At 40.1% G+C, this 14,136-nt stretch carries 12 protein-coding genes and 3 pseudogenes; 7 read left to right on the top strand and 8 right to left on the bottom strand.

The annotated features are described in order from the left end of the window. Positions 1-3 precede the first annotated feature (3 nt). Both ACWXW9_RS21185 and ACWXW9_RS21180 read left to right on the top strand, forming a co-directional pair. Positions 4-2,523 carry a glycoside hydrolase family 2 TIM barrel-domain containing protein gene (locus ACWXW9_RS21185; RefSeq protein ID WP_494931028.1) on the top strand — a complete coding sequence of 840 codons (2,520 nt, stop codon included), beginning with the start codon at positions 4-6 and terminating at the stop codon, positions 2,521-2,523. A 33-nt stretch (positions 2,524-2,556) separates the two neighbouring features. After that, positions 2,557-3,266: pseudogene (locus ACWXW9_RS21180) on the top strand (glycoside hydrolase family 43 protein); the annotation flags it as partial. Between the two features lie 326 nt (positions 3,267-3,592). Here ACWXW9_RS21180 and ACWXW9_RS21175 read toward each other — a convergent pair. The 3 genes and pseudogenes from ACWXW9_RS21175 to ACWXW9_RS21165 form a co-directional block, all read right to left on the bottom strand. Next, positions 3,593-3,997, bottom strand: a pseudogene (locus ACWXW9_RS21175) (MBL fold metallo-hydrolase); the annotation flags it as partial. 393 nt (positions 3,998-4,390) lie between these two features. Then, positions 4,391-4,957, bottom strand: coding sequence for a GNAT family N-acetyltransferase (locus tag ACWXW9_RS21170; protein WP_494931027.1), 567 nt, complete (start codon positions 4,955-4,957; stop codon positions 4,391-4,393). A gap of 38 nt (positions 4,958-4,995) precedes the next feature. After that, on the bottom strand, positions 4,996-5,238 hold the full coding sequence (locus tag ACWXW9_RS21165; protein WP_494931026.1) for a LysR substrate-binding domain-containing protein: 243 nt from the start codon (positions 5,236-5,238) through the stop codon (positions 4,996-4,998). On the opposite strand from ACWXW9_RS21165, the gene ACWXW9_RS21160 reads away from it, so the two are divergent. From ACWXW9_RS21160 to ACWXW9_RS21150, 3 genes are all read left to right on the top strand, one after another. After that, entirely contained in the window at positions 5,214-5,903 is a 690-nt protein-coding gene (locus tag ACWXW9_RS21160) for an MFS transporter (protein WP_494931025.1), read from the top strand. The genes ACWXW9_RS21165 and ACWXW9_RS21160 overlap by 25 nt on opposite strands. Before the next feature lie 420 nt (positions 5,904-6,323). Then, positions 6,324-6,860, top strand: coding sequence for a TetR/AcrR family transcriptional regulator (locus ACWXW9_RS21155; protein WP_494931024.1), 537 nt, complete (start codon positions 6,324-6,326; stop codon positions 6,858-6,860). Between the two features lie 18 nt (positions 6,861-6,878). Continuing rightward, entirely contained in the window at positions 6,879-7,298 is a 420-nt protein-coding gene (locus ACWXW9_RS21150) for a GNAT family N-acetyltransferase (protein ID WP_494931023.1), read from the top strand. A gap of 1,120 nt (positions 7,299-8,418) precedes the next feature. Here the strand turns inward: ACWXW9_RS21150 and ACWXW9_RS21145 are convergent. The 5 genes from ACWXW9_RS21145 to ACWXW9_RS21125 form a co-directional block, all read right to left on the bottom strand. Further along, positions 8,419-9,060, bottom strand: coding sequence for a hypothetical protein (locus ACWXW9_RS21145; protein ID WP_494931022.1), 642 nt, complete (start codon positions 9,058-9,060; stop codon positions 8,419-8,421). Positions 9,061-9,366: 306 nt separating this feature from the next. Then, positions 9,367-9,897, bottom strand: coding sequence for a hypothetical protein (locus ACWXW9_RS21140; RefSeq protein ID WP_494931021.1), 531 nt, complete (start codon positions 9,895-9,897; stop codon positions 9,367-9,369). Continuing rightward, positions 9,898-10,881 carry an AAA family ATPase gene (locus ACWXW9_RS21135; RefSeq protein ID WP_494931020.1) on the bottom strand — a complete coding sequence of 328 codons (984 nt, stop codon included), beginning with the start codon at positions 10,879-10,881 and terminating at the stop codon, positions 9,898-9,900. An 18-nt stretch (positions 10,882-10,899) separates the two neighbouring features. Further along, positions 10,900-12,876, bottom strand: a complete 1,977-nt coding sequence (locus tag ACWXW9_RS21130) for a TnsB C-terminal domain-containing protein (protein WP_494931019.1) — start codon at positions 12,874-12,876, stop codon at positions 10,900-10,902. Then, positions 12,873-13,547, bottom strand: a complete 675-nt coding sequence (locus tag ACWXW9_RS21125; RefSeq protein ID WP_494931018.1) for a Tn7 transposase TnsA N-terminal domain-containing protein — start codon at positions 13,545-13,547, stop codon at positions 12,873-12,875. Before ACWXW9_RS21125 ends, ACWXW9_RS21130 begins: the two co-directional genes overlap by 4 nt. Positions 13,548-13,631: 84 nt before the next feature. Between ACWXW9_RS21125 and ACWXW9_RS21120 the strand changes: the two genes are divergently transcribed. Together ACWXW9_RS21120 and ACWXW9_RS21115 are read left to right on the top strand one after the other, a co-directional pair. Further along, entirely contained in the window at positions 13,632-13,919 is a 288-nt protein-coding gene (locus ACWXW9_RS21120) for a helix-turn-helix domain-containing protein (RefSeq protein ID WP_082703974.1), read from the top strand. Beyond that, a pseudogene (locus ACWXW9_RS21115) lies at positions 13,897-14,136 on the top strand (hypothetical protein); the annotation flags it as partial. The gene ACWXW9_RS21120 and the pseudogene ACWXW9_RS21115, both read left to right, overlap by 23 nt.

Below are 14,136 nucleotides of genomic sequence, written 5' to 3'. Positions count from 1 at the left end.
GATATGATTCGTACTTCCTTTAACGAAAATTGGACGGTTGGCTCGAAGACCGGCTTTTTTTCAGAAAAAGCAACTGCAAAGATTCCGTCGAAGACTGTTACCTTGCCTCATGATGCAATGATCGAAAGGAACCGCAAGAAACCTATAGAAGGAGACAGCGGTCAGAACAATTTCAATATCGGCTTTTACCCAGAAGGGGAATATGAGTATAAAAAGATGTTCTTTGTGCCGGCAGAGTACAAAGATAAAAGAGTAACCATTGAGTTTGAAGGCGTATATATGAATGCTATGGTGTATTTGAATGGATCTTTTGCCGGACAACAACCGAATGGATATTCGAATTTCTATATAAAAGCAGACCGCTTTCTGAAATACGGGGAAGAGAATGAAATTAAAGTGATTTCAATGAATTACAAAGATTCCCGTTGGTACTCTGGTGCAGGGATTTATCGCAATACCAAACTTCTCATAAGTAATTTGGTCCATATCGCTCTTGATGGCGTCAAAATTTCCACCCCTGATATCGATGCCGATCGCGCTGTAGTCCATGTAGCGACCGTCTTGGAGAACGAAGGACTTCACACTCGTACGGTCAATGTTCGTACGGAAATCGTCGACACCGACGGTAACATCATTGGCAGCGATTCCACAACGTTGACCACTTTTGCAGGGGAGAGGGCTGCATTGCGTCAGCGCATTTACGTTCAGAAGCCCAAGCTTTGGAGCGTGGAACAGCCCCATTTATATACATGCCGAACTCGCGTAATGAAGGAGGATGAACAACTGGACGAAGAGACGAATTCCTTCGGGATACGTTCGCTTACACTTGATCCAGACAGAGGACTCTGCATCAATGGCGAAGTAGTGAAGCTGCGCGGCGCCTGCATTCATCACGACAATGGCGTGCTCGGAGCAGCCACAATCGATCGAGCCGAAGAACGGCGTATTGAGATTCTGAAGCAGGCAGGCTTTAATGCATTGCGCAGTGCGCACCATCCGATGGGCAAGTCGCTTCTGGACGCTTGCGATCGCCTCGGCATGCTCGTAATGGACGAAAGCTTTGATATGTGGACCTCAACCAAAGTCGATCATGATTATGCGCTTCATTTTCCAGTCTGGTGGGAGAAAGATATCCAAGCGATGATAGACAAGGATTACAATCACCCTTGTGTCATTATGTATAGTATCGGAAATGAAATTCCGGAAGCGGGGAGGCCGGTTGCTTCCGTATGGGGTCATAAGTTGGCGGAGAAGATCCGGTCCCTTGATAGTACCCGTTTTGTGACGAACTCAATTAACTTTATCATATCCGTCTGGGATGAACTCGTAAAGATAAGAAGCGCGAACCAGGCAGCTAATAATGAAGGCATCAATACGATGATGAATAACATGGGTCAGGAAGAGGCAGCGATTATAAAATCCGATCTCGCCACGCATCGAACGGCAGAATCGTTTGGTTACGTTGACATCGCAGGTTATAACTATGCAGAAGCACGTTATCAGATGGACAGGGAGCTGTTTCCGAATCGGGTGATCGTTGGAAGCGAGACTTTTCCTTCAATGATCGACAAAAATTGGAAGCAGGTGTTGGTGAACAGCCACATCATTGGTGATTTCACCTGGACGGGCTGGGACTATCTAGGTGAAGTGGGAATCGGAAGGGTCAAGTATGATCCTGATGAAGTGAGCTTTTTAGGATCATACCCCTGGCTTACGGCTTGGTGCGGCGATATCGATATTATCGGCAACCGGCGCCCGGTATCTTACTATCGCGAAATCGTGTTTGGCCTTCGTAAGGATCCGTACATCGCGGTTCAACGCCCCAAGCATTACGGCAAACAGCCCATTCCTACCAAGTGGAGTTGGAGCGATTCCGTATCCAGTTGGTCTTGGAACGGGTACGAAGGAAGACCGATACGGGTGGAAGTATATGCCGATGCGGATGAAGTAGAGCTGTTGGTGAACGGCAAATCGGTAGGCAAAGCTCCTGCAGGCGAGGATCACCGATATAAAGCAGAATTCGATGTAGTCTACGAGTCAGGGGAAATCGCAGCCGTAGCCTATACGGAGGGTCAAGCAACCAGACGAATGACGCTTCATTCGGCAACGGGTGACGTCCAGTTGAAAGTAGAGGCGGACCGGATGGAAATCGCCGCGTCCGATAGAGATCTGTCGTTTGTGATGATCAGTTTGGTGGACGGAAGAGGGAATCTATATAACACCGCCGACCGTAAAGTTGCTGTCCAGGTGAAGGGTTCAGGCGTATTACAAGGATTCGGAAGTGCTGACCCGAAGTCTTCGGAAAACTTCTTTGATACCGAACGTACAACCTTCGACGGGAAAGCTTTGGCGGTTGTAAGGCCCAAGGATGTCGGCATAATTACCGTGACAGTCACCGCAGAAGGATGCGGCCAAAAAATCATACAAATCAACGCTATAGCAAATACGGAAAGCCGATACACCGCAAAACACAACGGTCTGATGCCTGAAAAAAGGAAATCGAACATGACACATCGTGATTGATGAAGTAAAATGAAACGATTTAGGAGGACTCCGATGAGCTACATTGTAAATCCCATACTACGGGGGTTTAACCCTGATCCGTCGATTGTTCACGTTGGGGACGATTATTATATCGCCACATCGACATTTGAATGGTTTCCCGGGATACAAATTCATCATTCCAAGGATTTGATCCACTGGAGAGTCCTGACCCATCCGTTGCATCAGACATCACAGCTTGATATGCGGGGCAACGTAGATTCCGGGGGAATCTGGGCGCCTTGTTTGAGCTACGATAAGGGTGTCTTTTACTTGATTTATACGGATGTCAAGTCTTGAAAAGGAGCCTTTAAGGATACTCACAACTATTTGGTGACTTCAACCGATATTATGGGACTGTGGTCGGACCCTGTCTATTTAAACAGCAGCGCAGCGGCTTCGATCCCTCCATGTATCATGATGATGATGGTCGCAAATGGCTGCTCAACATGTTATGGGACTTCCGCAAGGGGAAAAACAAGTTTGGCGGCATTGTCATACAGGAGTATTCACCGACAGAAAACAGACTTGTTGGTCCAATAACGAATATTTTTAAAGGGACTGAAATTGGATATACGGAAGGTCCGCATCTGTATAAGCGTAATGGATACTACTATTTGGTCACAGCGGAAGGCGGGACAAGGTACCAGCACGCCGTAACCATAGCGCGCTCTCCCACTCTTCTTGGACCTTACGAAGTAGATCCAATGAATCCTATACTGACTCTAATTTAAAATTAGCTATTCGTCTTGGATCACATGGCGGCACTATTCCTGAACTTGTAATGTATTGTGGGGAAAACGATTTCTTAATCGAAGGTAACCGAACATTTGATGCATTTTTAACCAAACATGGTATTGATCATAGTTACATCGAAACAGAGAAAGATGGACATACTCATCGTTTTGTCAATCGAGTACTGCTAGATATTCTGCAGGCAATAAAGAAGAAGATTATATCTTAAGGCAAGCTATATTGGTGCTTATATTTAGCAAAGGTCCGCCTTTGTCTGATAACATTAAACTCCGAACTCAAAAAACTTCACAACTCTGATTATAGTCGCGTTTGTGAACAATTCGAGGCATCCTGCATGGTCCAGATGCAAGTGGGAGGCAACGACATACTTGATTTCCTCTGGTCTAACTTTAAGCTGCTCCAGCCGGTTGTGCAGGTAACATTCCTCGCTTGCCACCCATGGAGACGACAGTTGGGTCGATTGTGCCCAACGCCCTTGAGTTCCCATTGAGTTTGGGTTGCAGGCTGTATCAAACAAGATTTTCCCCTCAGGATGATCAATCAATACCGTATAAATTGGAAATTCTACAAATTGTGTCTGGGCATTTGGATTATTAATTGATGCTGGATTATGCATGGAGATGATCCAATTTTTATCCATGCTCATTCGACCGTTATCCAATACGTATAGCTTGGGATGCATTTTAATAATATTTGTCATGTTTATTTACCTACCCATCGAAGTAATCCAGTACAAGGTGCCCCCTTTCGGAAGCGCATCTTCCTGTTCACGAGCTGTCATACGGGCCGAAGATTACCCTGTAGACGAATACTGTCGAGGGCCAATAGCATGGTCCTATTGAAAGTCGCTATTTAGCGGCTTTTTTATTTTCGGTACAAGTTGCTCCAAGCTAAGGACAAGAACTTGTACCGATAGCCGATTAGATAAACAAATGAAATTTGGAAACCTTGCCTTCAACATTCAAAATGCTCCTAAAAATTCATAAGGAAGCTCTCGGAAGGCGGCAAATCATACGCTTACTGTGTCTATACCGAGGGTGTGAGGCACTCCCATTTGCTCCAGTTTCGAGTCAATCAGTTCCTTAAATTCTTGTTAGATTCTGTGTCGGGACAACCACTCCGACTGGAGAACGGCATACTGATACTCATCCACCCACTTTCCTTTTGACATGTAATTCTGCAATAAGTGTCCTTCACGTCTCATGCCTATACGTTCTAGAACTCGGATGGATTTTTCGTTTCGCACATCCGTAAAAGCAACGGTCTTGTGTTTACCCAGCCTTCGAAAAATATAATTGAGTATGGCCCCGAGCGCCTCATGAATGTATCCATTCCCTTGACAATCCGGTGCGAGAGTGAAGCCGATTTCCACAATTCTGGGTTCATCAAGCAATGTATGAAGAGCACAATCCCCAATCAATTGATCCGAATCAGCCAAGGCAATGGCGAATTGAAACCAGGTGCCTGGTTGGTCGGGCGTGTGATCCATTTGCTTGCCAACAAACGATTCCGCGTCTTCGTAAGTGTAATTCTCCCAGGATTGAAACCGAGAAACGGCAGGATTCGCTCGGTATTTATAAAAAGATTCCGTATCTTGCAAGCCAAATTGTCGGATAACGAGACGATCTGTAACCATATATACATGACTGGATTTTTCCATGTTTTTTACCTCTTTTTGAAATGTACTGCAAAGTCCCTTCAGACTGTTCTTGATTGAAAAAAATCAATTAGCCCTTCTGATAACTTCTGTTGAGCCTTGCTGATAAATCGGTCTGCATAGTACGTTAGTTCCAGGTGACGAATGGGCGCAGGCTCAGAGATTGGGATGGATATGATATTTGACCATTCCAAATGTTGTTTTAGCAAGTCTCTCGGTTGTATTATGACACCAACACCAGCGGAAACTAATTGCAGCAATGAGGACGCTGAGTCGACCTCCATTACAGTCGGTAATATCGCACTTAGCTTGGATTGCATTTGTTCGAAACAGGCATCATCAAACAAACGCAACCATACGTCAGAGACTCCCGATTGCTAATAAAAAAGCGATTCAGTTCACCATTTTTTTCGGTTTAATGGCCAGCATGTTTTACTCGATTACAGCATGGATTTCGCCAATCGCCCTCAGTTTCGGATACAGCCCAGAAAGTTCGGCTATGTTTCTTACTATTTTTACCTTGATTCAAATTCCCATTGCATTTCTTGTTCCTGGTATCGTTAAACGTTCCGGAAAACCAAAGTTGTTGCTTGTCTTATGCAGCTTGTCAGAGCTTATAGGCGTTGGCTTGTTGTTATTTCAGTTTCCCATGCTTTTGGCGGTACTTTTTCTCGGGATTGGTGCAGGTGGATTATTCCCTCTGGCGCTGATGCTTCCGATTAGCGAGACCAAGACTGCAGAGGAAGCTGGAACTTGGTCGGCAATGTCGCAAATGGGTGGTTATGTCATGAGTGCTTTCGGTCCGCTTTTAATAGGCTGGATCTTTGATCAGAGTGGAAATTTCAATTCTTCCATTTTTGCTATGCTCATGATAGTCATGGTTATGATCGGAGTGCAGGTGTCTATGACCATGGGCAACAAAGATACAGAAGGACAGGAGCATCGGTGAAGTCATAATAATGCCACCTTTATCGCTTTATTGTCATTTGGATTAAAAGATCCTCTCCAAACAATTTTTGAGAGAGACGTGTCAAGGAAGGTGTCATATTTCGGTTGTAATGATTTCCTAGATTGCTTTCGAATACCGGCCAAGCTGGAGGGCATGGTATTATCCACTAGAATCCCGATAATGGAAGCTAAACTTTGATTTTTCGTTGCCCCAATTGACCGTGAATGAAGTTGCCCCGTGTAACCTCCGAAATAAAATATGATGAATATAGTATATTGTTTTCATCATATTCTAAGAACGCTAATAGTACTTGTTGTTTATAGCTACAACAATTCGCATGTACTCAAGCAAATTGACACCCAATAATATGATGTCTATAATATTTTTGAATGGATGTTAGTGTGAAGGAGTTGAAGAGGGATGCCTTACCCAGAAGGTCATAAATTAAAAGTCAGAAAACTTATCATTACAAGTGCCGCAAAAGCATTCCGAACCAATGGAGTTCGTAACATCAGCCTGCCATACATCATGAAAGGTGCAGGACTAACACATGGGGGATTTTACTCCCATTTTGAGAACAAAGAGCAGTTGGTTATTGAGGCTTGTCATTTTGCCATTAGCGATACGATAGAAATTTTGCAAAAGGTAGCTGACAAGAACGAAGAGCAACCTCAAATTCAGACCGTCATTGAATTTTATTTAAGCTCTGTTCATCGGGATCAGACGGAAATCGGCTGTATACTACCTACGCTGTCAGGGGAGGTTTCCCAATTATCGGAAGAAGTTCGACAAGCCTACACCCATGAGTTGCAGCGATTTATGAAGTTTATGAGTGATATGGCAGGAGTCGATGCCTCTACCGGTTATGCGCTGGTAAGCAGTATGGTCGGCACACTCGCTCTGGCAGGCAAAGCACAGGCCAAACGAATCATAGAGGCTGCCTTTTATTCAAGTTAAACATAGGGGGTTAATCAGATGATAATCAGAGAAGCGAGTAGCGAAGACTATACACAATTGAGAAGAATTTATCTTGAATCCCGTCGTGAGAGCTTTCACTGGGCCAATTCAGATGAGATGACGCTTGATGATTTTGACCAGGATACGTCGGAAGAGCAAATTCTTTTGGCTGAGGAGAACGCCGAAGTCCTTGGATTCGCCTCACTATATGTACCTAATCGCTTTATTCATAATCTGTTTGTACACCCGGCTGCTGCTGGCAAAGGTGTTGGCGATCTGCTACTCAAACGCGCTGTGGCAGAACTGGGGACACCAGTCACGTTAAAGTGTGTCTCCGAGAATCATAAAGCGTTGAGTTTCTATAAGAAGCGGGGTTGGAAAGCCGTTGTCGAGGAAGGAGAGCCTGGGGCGAGATATTGGGTTCTTGTTTATGAATGAATCGAATCATGACGAATAGAGTACTATTTTATAATTATAAGATTGAAATGAGGAAAAAGAAGATGATAAACATTAGCGGTGTTTTTTCTTTTACCCTCATACGACAAAATATGAGCCATTATTAGCGTTTTTCCTCCAATGGTTTTCATTATTACAGACAAAGCCTCAATATAGGTGTTGGTGATTATGGTATTCTATAGAAAAGAATTTCACACGGAGGTTTGTAGATGCTAAAAAAGCTGAAATAGAGGAGTTATATAAGGATCACACAATGGATGATCAAAGAAATTTACAACTAAGCAAATGCATTAGTTACGGTGAATTAGTTATACAAGAGATTATCAATCAAAAAAAGAAAATTACAAATTCCGATTTAATAGTTTTAGTAATATATAGAAATATTTTGTAATTACTTGACGGTTTATTTTTATTGGCTGATCATCAGTCGTATAGTAGCTCAGTAATAGTTTTGAGATCACTATAAGCTTGTATTTTTGAAAATATGGTTGATGAAGAGATGCGTGCGTAATGCAGTAAATAACTGTCGCCGATAGTCCGTTTGCTGATTCATTAACAGCAGCAAAGGAAACTTATGATTTAAATAAAAGAGATACCATTCCTAATTTTTTAAGTGAAACATATAAGGTTGTATAATATTAAAGCTTACATTAGACGTTAGTAAATAAATGCTTCTCAACATGAGGGCAATTTCTGTGGGGTACCCCAGGTTTGCGGTCGCTTCATAAACATGCTTTTTTATTCTCTACTTGACGGGGCTATGAAGTCATAACACTTAATTACAAACAAAGTATTATAGTTCTGAGAAAAATGTTATAAAAGTATGGAATCTAATGTTATTAGGCATTAGCGTACCTACAGATCAGTAATAATAGATTTTTCAAATACATATTCACAAAACTCGTATTTTGTACATATGTATATGTATGAGTATATAAGAAAACTCCCTCTTGAAAAATGTCCAGTTGTCGGAGGACAAAAACTTGTACCGTTAAAGGACAAGAACTTGTACCCATTAACGATTGACGTTGTTTGTTCTTCTCTTCATTTATCATTTAAATAAAAAAACCGTTAATTTTCAAATGATGAAAACTTAACGGGTTTAAAAACTTAATCTTTTCACATATTTATCTACTGACTTTTGTAGCTTTAAGTTCTCCTCATTAGGGTTACTCATAACGAGCATTGCGATTTTCTGAGGTGTAAAAGATTTCATGGATTTAATCTCTTCTTTGTTACGCTCATCCTGATGCGGACATTTCCATTTAGATCCCGATTGAATTTCATCTAGATGATAAAACTCAATTGAGCTTGATGAAGAATTTTCACATTTAATATATTTTATTGCTATGTTTGGGAAACTGTTATCTCTTATTTGTTTAATTTCGTTCCATTGAGGCACACTGGCTTCCACACTTCTTTCGCCTGCAACTTTCAACCAATCAATAAAAAAGTTTGCACTAAATTGAGTTATTATCTTTTCTAATACCCAGAATAATACGTTCTGATTAATTCCCCCTACACTTCTCATTTGATAACTAATGATTTGGTCCGCAAAGTATTCTAAGTGATCTCTTATGATCAATGGTCCTCTATAGAAAGAATCATTATCTACTGTTCTACACAAGGTATCACAGTAAAAATATTCTTTGTTCAGCAGAGATTTTCTCCAAAATACATAGGCATATGCATATGGACATATAGTGGGGAAATCAGCTAATTCATCTGTTTTTTTGAGTTCCATTAGTTGAGAAATACAATGTCTATGTTCCTCCAATACAGTTGTTAGTAGTTCTTCTTCTACTCTCTGGAATGCAGCAGAACAAACACGCAGTAATTCATTTTGGAATGGGCTGGAGAAATATTGATTCTGCTGAATAGGATTAGAATCGTCAAATTCAACAGTTTCCTCTGGAGAAGCTTTGATTAACGATTTTAAGTTGCAGTGCTGTGCATGAATGATCCATTTGAGCTGAATTTTATTATCATCTGAGTTTTGAAGCCATTGGAGTATAGTTTGGTCTAAATGGTTCGGTCCCCTCCATTCATTTCAACTAGATGAATGCAACTGAGCGAGAGAATGCCCACACTTACACATAAATGCATTATCCAATTGTTTGTTTGTTAATAAGAATGGTATTTTTCCTCTACATTTAGGGCATGAGTTAATCAACTTACTCTTATGAAATACACATTCGTCAAAGAGTTTAAACTGATGAAACCAAGAATGATATCCCCCGCTTAAACAACGTTCACACCAATGCAGGTCTTTGTAAAACCAATGCTCCCAGGAACTATACAAACCATGAAAAGGCTTAATCAAGGATTGAATGATATGATTATTGTGTTCCTTTAGATTAATTTTTAAAGTTTGATATAGGAATTCTTCATTGAAACTTTTCAATTCAATAAGCTCTCTCTTTTTATCTCCAACGTCATGCTTTACGTTTTTTATATTTTCATTTCCAAAATAACGAAGTAATTCGTTTCGATCAGCTAAGTTAACTAGAGTTAATTTCTCGAATACAGACCAGGGTGACTCATATTCATAAAGCCATTCTTTTCTCCAAATGACGTTCATTTAGTTAGCTCCCTTGTGTGCTAAAGCCATATAAATCTCAGATTCAATGTAACCAGAAAGCTTAATTGCTTCCAACCAATGTTGTGAAGTTATCCAATCTAATTGTTCGCCATGTGCTCCATATATTTTCAACGCATTTTCAATGGCATAAGTAAAATATTCCATCGGAATCTCTAAATCAGAGGATACTCCATGTTCTCTTCGAAGTGACATAAATTGTTGATAAATTGTATCAGCATCCATCTCAAGTCGATAGCCCTTTTGAAATCCCTCAGGAAAAAAGTAACGTGTGTAGCTCCATCCACTATTCTCTGGATAGCAAGATATGTCTGGTTCATCATAGCATCGCAGAACACGCTTTATTTCCTCCACGGAAGTAAGACCAAAAAAACGATGTTCATGAGTCATAAAGCGACCAATAATCTGTGACTTTTTTTGTTCGAGAAAGAATGTTCGTCTTCCCAACAGTTCCTCTTGTCCAACAGATATCACTGACATACTTATCTTCTCACGATCCAACTGATTATAGATATCCATTAACCAGTTATAATGGTACTCTGTTAGCCGGTGCGCTTCGTCCATGATAAGTATAATTCTTCTTAAACGGGACTTTTCAGCTTTTTCCATTAGCAGATTGACAATTTGGTTTCGCAAATCGGATGGTTTTCTTCTATTTATAAAAGGAAACTTAAAATCATTTAACATGTCAACAAAAAACTTTTCTTCGCTAGGAACTTTATAGGAATTGGTATTAGCAATCAAGATTGGTAATGGAGCTTCGATGTATGTGGGGAAATTTTCAATTGCGAATTTTATAGCAAATGTTTTCCCTATTCTGGGGCGTCCATATACAATCATTCCAGGTAAGCGATTCATAACAATTTTTTTTAAACTTTCAATTAGTCGAAGAACTTCTTTAGTTGGCAGCAGATAGTGACCAATTTCAATCGGATGTGTTCCGATACGAACCGTAGGCTTGTTCATGTGAAAATATCTCCTTCATTAAAATGATTTTGTTTTGAATTGTTTCAATAGTTGATCGTATATATCCATTTCATTTAATTTCTCTTTTTTGAGTTGCTCTTCTCTTACGTTATCTAATAACTCGTTTTGTCGATGGGCTTCTTCCAACACTTTAATTTGTTCTTTGGGCGAATTAGAAGGTTCATATTTACTTACTTCATGAACTTGTGTAATTTTATTTGTCATATTCCTTGATTTTTTTGTACGCATGAGATAGTCAGTGTAAACGAAAATAGGATCATCCCAAGTAGTGTAGTGGAGTAGTTTTCTTTGAACTAGAGAGTTAATGGCCTTTCTAGTTTGTAGAGAATGAGCTGTAAGTGACCATCGGCCGGCTACTGTTAAATAACCAAATTCGCTTCCATCTGGAAGAAAAGCCTTTAACGTTCGAATGTCATCCACGTTTACATGTAGCACAAGTTCTGTGTTTAACAAGTAAGCTGAGTTAGCAAGCCTTTCACTTCGATACTCAGCGCCCTCAAACTGGATGTACGGCTTCTTACCGGATTTCAAAGAGCCTCTTACAGTTCGTTTTTGAGTAGTCTGCATAAAAAGCAACTCCGATCGTTTGGCTTCTTCAAGACGTCTCGGCATTATTCCAGTTGTAGTCATTCTTTTTTCCAAAAGTTCGAGAGGTGTTTGGTGATAAATTCCACCATGAGGAGTGCCATTGTAGTTAGAAATCAGTACATCAATCAGTTGTTTTAAATGATCATAGGTAACGTTTAGGCGAAGAGCCTTCTCTTCAGGATTGTTTCTTCGTGGATCATTTGGCCCGCTACCCGTAGTATTTGGTAGACGATGAAATCCGTTTTCCTCCAGTGTTTTGAAGAATCTTTCAATGATGCCCCTTCTCATTGGTAGTGCTACAGGCCCTAAATTCATAGAACAACCAATTAAGTTGTCCAGTCGATCTTTTACCATTTTGGCATAATGTGATTTAGCATTATCTAAACAAATCACATCCCAAACTGCCCAGGTTAGTTCAGGAAACTTTTCTGATGGGAATCCACCAACAGATTGATACGATAAACCAGGTATTGTCAGCTCTAATTGCTTATGTGGCATAACTGAATTACGAACGCAGTGCATGACATCACTGGCGCTATATTCTTTACTCAAACTTATGGAGTATCCCAGAATGTTACGAGTAGCCACGTCAATAATTGTTAGAATCCAAAAACGCTCCAGAAGCTTAGTTACCAGATCTCCATCAGGTGTAGTCAAATCTACTGCAAAAAAACCATCGATACGATGAGCATCAAACTGAACCTCTTGGAATGGGAATAACTTTGAAATGTGGTTTTGTGTTTCCTCTCCCACATGTCTTGCTTTTTGCATTGCATCATTGCCATGTCGAGCGACGGATTTCCTGAAATTCTGTAGAGCTAATTGCTTAAGGTAACGTTGTACTGCTTTATATCCCATCCATTCTGTATTAAGGGGATAATCTGAGTAAGTTACTCCTTTTGACCGACATTCTTCTATAAATCGTTTGTGGACGTGCTTTACTTTCATTACTGGCTCCAAGGAGCGATTCTTTCTTCCCAGATATAAATCTTCGATTAGTTCCTTAATATCAGGATGCATATCAAGAAATCGATTAAATTCACCTGTTTTTCTATCGTTATTTTGATTTTTATTAAATACGTTAAGTTGGTACACTTTTACGTTTTTCTGAGGAATTAATCCCCGAAAACCTAAAACTACACCATCTTGATCATATTGCATACATCGTTGAACTAACCTTCGCAAGTTTCGAGGAGAAACTCCAGTCACTTCTTGGATTTCTTCTAATCTATCTCTACTAAAGTACATATAAACGGCTTTTTTACGCTGAATGAAATTTGTACGCATAGGCTCCTTTATTGAACTTTCATCTACTCTTGGCCAATGTACAGGATTAATCTGTTCCTGCTCTAATCCACTCTGTTCATAGATACGTGCTCTACTCATTTTTTAAATACCTCCAATTGGTTTCCCCAGATTTGATTTTCAATGTCTCCTGAGAGATAGCCCGTGTAATATAACCACTTCAGTGCCAAATTTACATCTTCTTTCGGAAAATGAGATATCTCTTTAATGATTTCTTGAATCTTTTTGTCACAAACCGCTATAGAAGCCATTACAACTGAGATACAAGCGGGCCTTTCACTATTCAGAACTGCTGTGACAATGGATTTCCTGTTTTCTATTGAATGCCGCCCCCTTCTAATGGTTTTCTCAGTACGAACTTCATAGGCTTTGTGATTTAATCTGCACCATTCTTGTTGTGCCTCAATCTGACGTTTGGTTCGATCGTATTTAGGATGATTTGATGTGAGTTCTTTCTCATATTTGACTTCCACAAAGGTTTCCTTACCATCCTGATTCAAAGTCCACATATCGAATATGCTTGTACGTAATTGCCCCTTTAAAACATATGATATTTTCAAAGGTTGCTCACAATACGTTAGAACCTCCGGATTTGATTCCACAGTAAGCCAGTGATCAAACTCCAAATCACTGTACAGATCAATATTGCGTTTATTTACTTTGTTTCCACGTGAAGTCCAATAATTATTTCCATATTTCTTACTTCGTAATATCTTGAGAGGATGATACTTAATGTCTTGATTTTTCTCCACAAAGAACATCCCTTTCATAATTTGTTTAAGTTATGAACAAAGAAACGCTTTTTTATACTCTCTATGTATAACTAGTGCCTATCTATGAACATACTAAGAAGTAATAGAATTATAGACGGAGGGGTTCAAATGTCAGAAGAACAGTTCTATAAGTGGCTAGGAGAATGTCTACGAGACCTTCGGAAATCAAAAAAGCAAACACAAGAAGAGATTTGTCAGAGTTACCCTCTTGCCCGCTCTTCCCTAGCCAACATTGAGCGAGGTAGGCATATGATCAGTGCATATAACTTATATTTGCTACTTCATATTCTAGAAATTCCTCTGGAATCTTTATTTAATAACCTATCGTATGAAGGAAGAAATAAATCATAAATGTATAAATCAAGGGCAAAATGGGAACACAGCCAGAAAAAGAATTAAGGATGTGTTTCAGGTTATGAAGGTACAAGAATATCGTGATTTAGAAAAACTATCAGACATAGCAAATGAGCTGCCTCAGGTAGTTACTAACTTTATTGAGCAGAAGCTAGATGAGAACGTCTCGCCTTCAAGTCTATTAGAATACTCAAGGGATTTTCGTATATTCTTT

This window comes from Paenibacillus sp. LT-B23, from assembly GCF_059417685.1.
Note: the sequence above shows the minus strand (reverse complement) of the source record. Positions and strands in the feature narration are given on the sequence as shown.

Coding starts and splice junctions, on each gene's coding strand:
- ACWXW9_RS21185 (WP_494931028.1), top strand. CDS start 4: ATGATTCGTACTTCCTTTAACGAAAATTGGACGGTTGGCTCGAAGACC.
- ACWXW9_RS21170 (WP_494931027.1), bottom strand. CDS start 4,957: ATGGAAAAATCCAGTCATGTATATATGGTTACAGATCGTCTCGTTATC.
- ACWXW9_RS21160 (WP_494931025.1), top strand. CDS start 5,214: ATGAGGACGCTGAGTCGACCTCCATTACAGTCGGTAATATCGCACTTA.
- ACWXW9_RS21165 (WP_494931026.1), bottom strand. CDS start 5,238: ATGGAGGTCGACTCAGCGTCCTCATTGCTGCAATTAGTTTCCGCTGGT.
- ACWXW9_RS21155 (WP_494931024.1), top strand. CDS start 6,324: ATGCCTTACCCAGAAGGTCATAAATTAAAAGTCAGAAAACTTATCATT.
- ACWXW9_RS21150 (WP_494931023.1), top strand. CDS start 6,879: ATGATAATCAGAGAAGCGAGTAGCGAAGACTATACACAATTGAGAAGA.
- ACWXW9_RS21145 (WP_494931022.1), bottom strand. CDS start 9,060: ATGGAACTCAAAAAAACAGATGAATTAGCTGATTTCCCCACTATATGT.
- ACWXW9_RS21140 (WP_494931021.1), bottom strand. CDS start 9,897: ATGAACGTCATTTGGAGAAAAGAATGGCTTTATGAATATGAGTCACCC.
- ACWXW9_RS21135 (WP_494931020.1), bottom strand. CDS start 10,881: ATGAACAAGCCTACGGTTCGTATCGGAACACATCCGATTGAAATTGGT.
- ACWXW9_RS21130 (WP_494931019.1), bottom strand. CDS start 12,876: ATGAGTAGAGCACGTATCTATGAACAGAGTGGATTAGAGCAGGAACAG.
- ACWXW9_RS21120 (WP_082703974.1), top strand. CDS start 13,632: ATGAACATACTAAGAAGTAATAGAATTATAGACGGAGGGGTTCAAATG.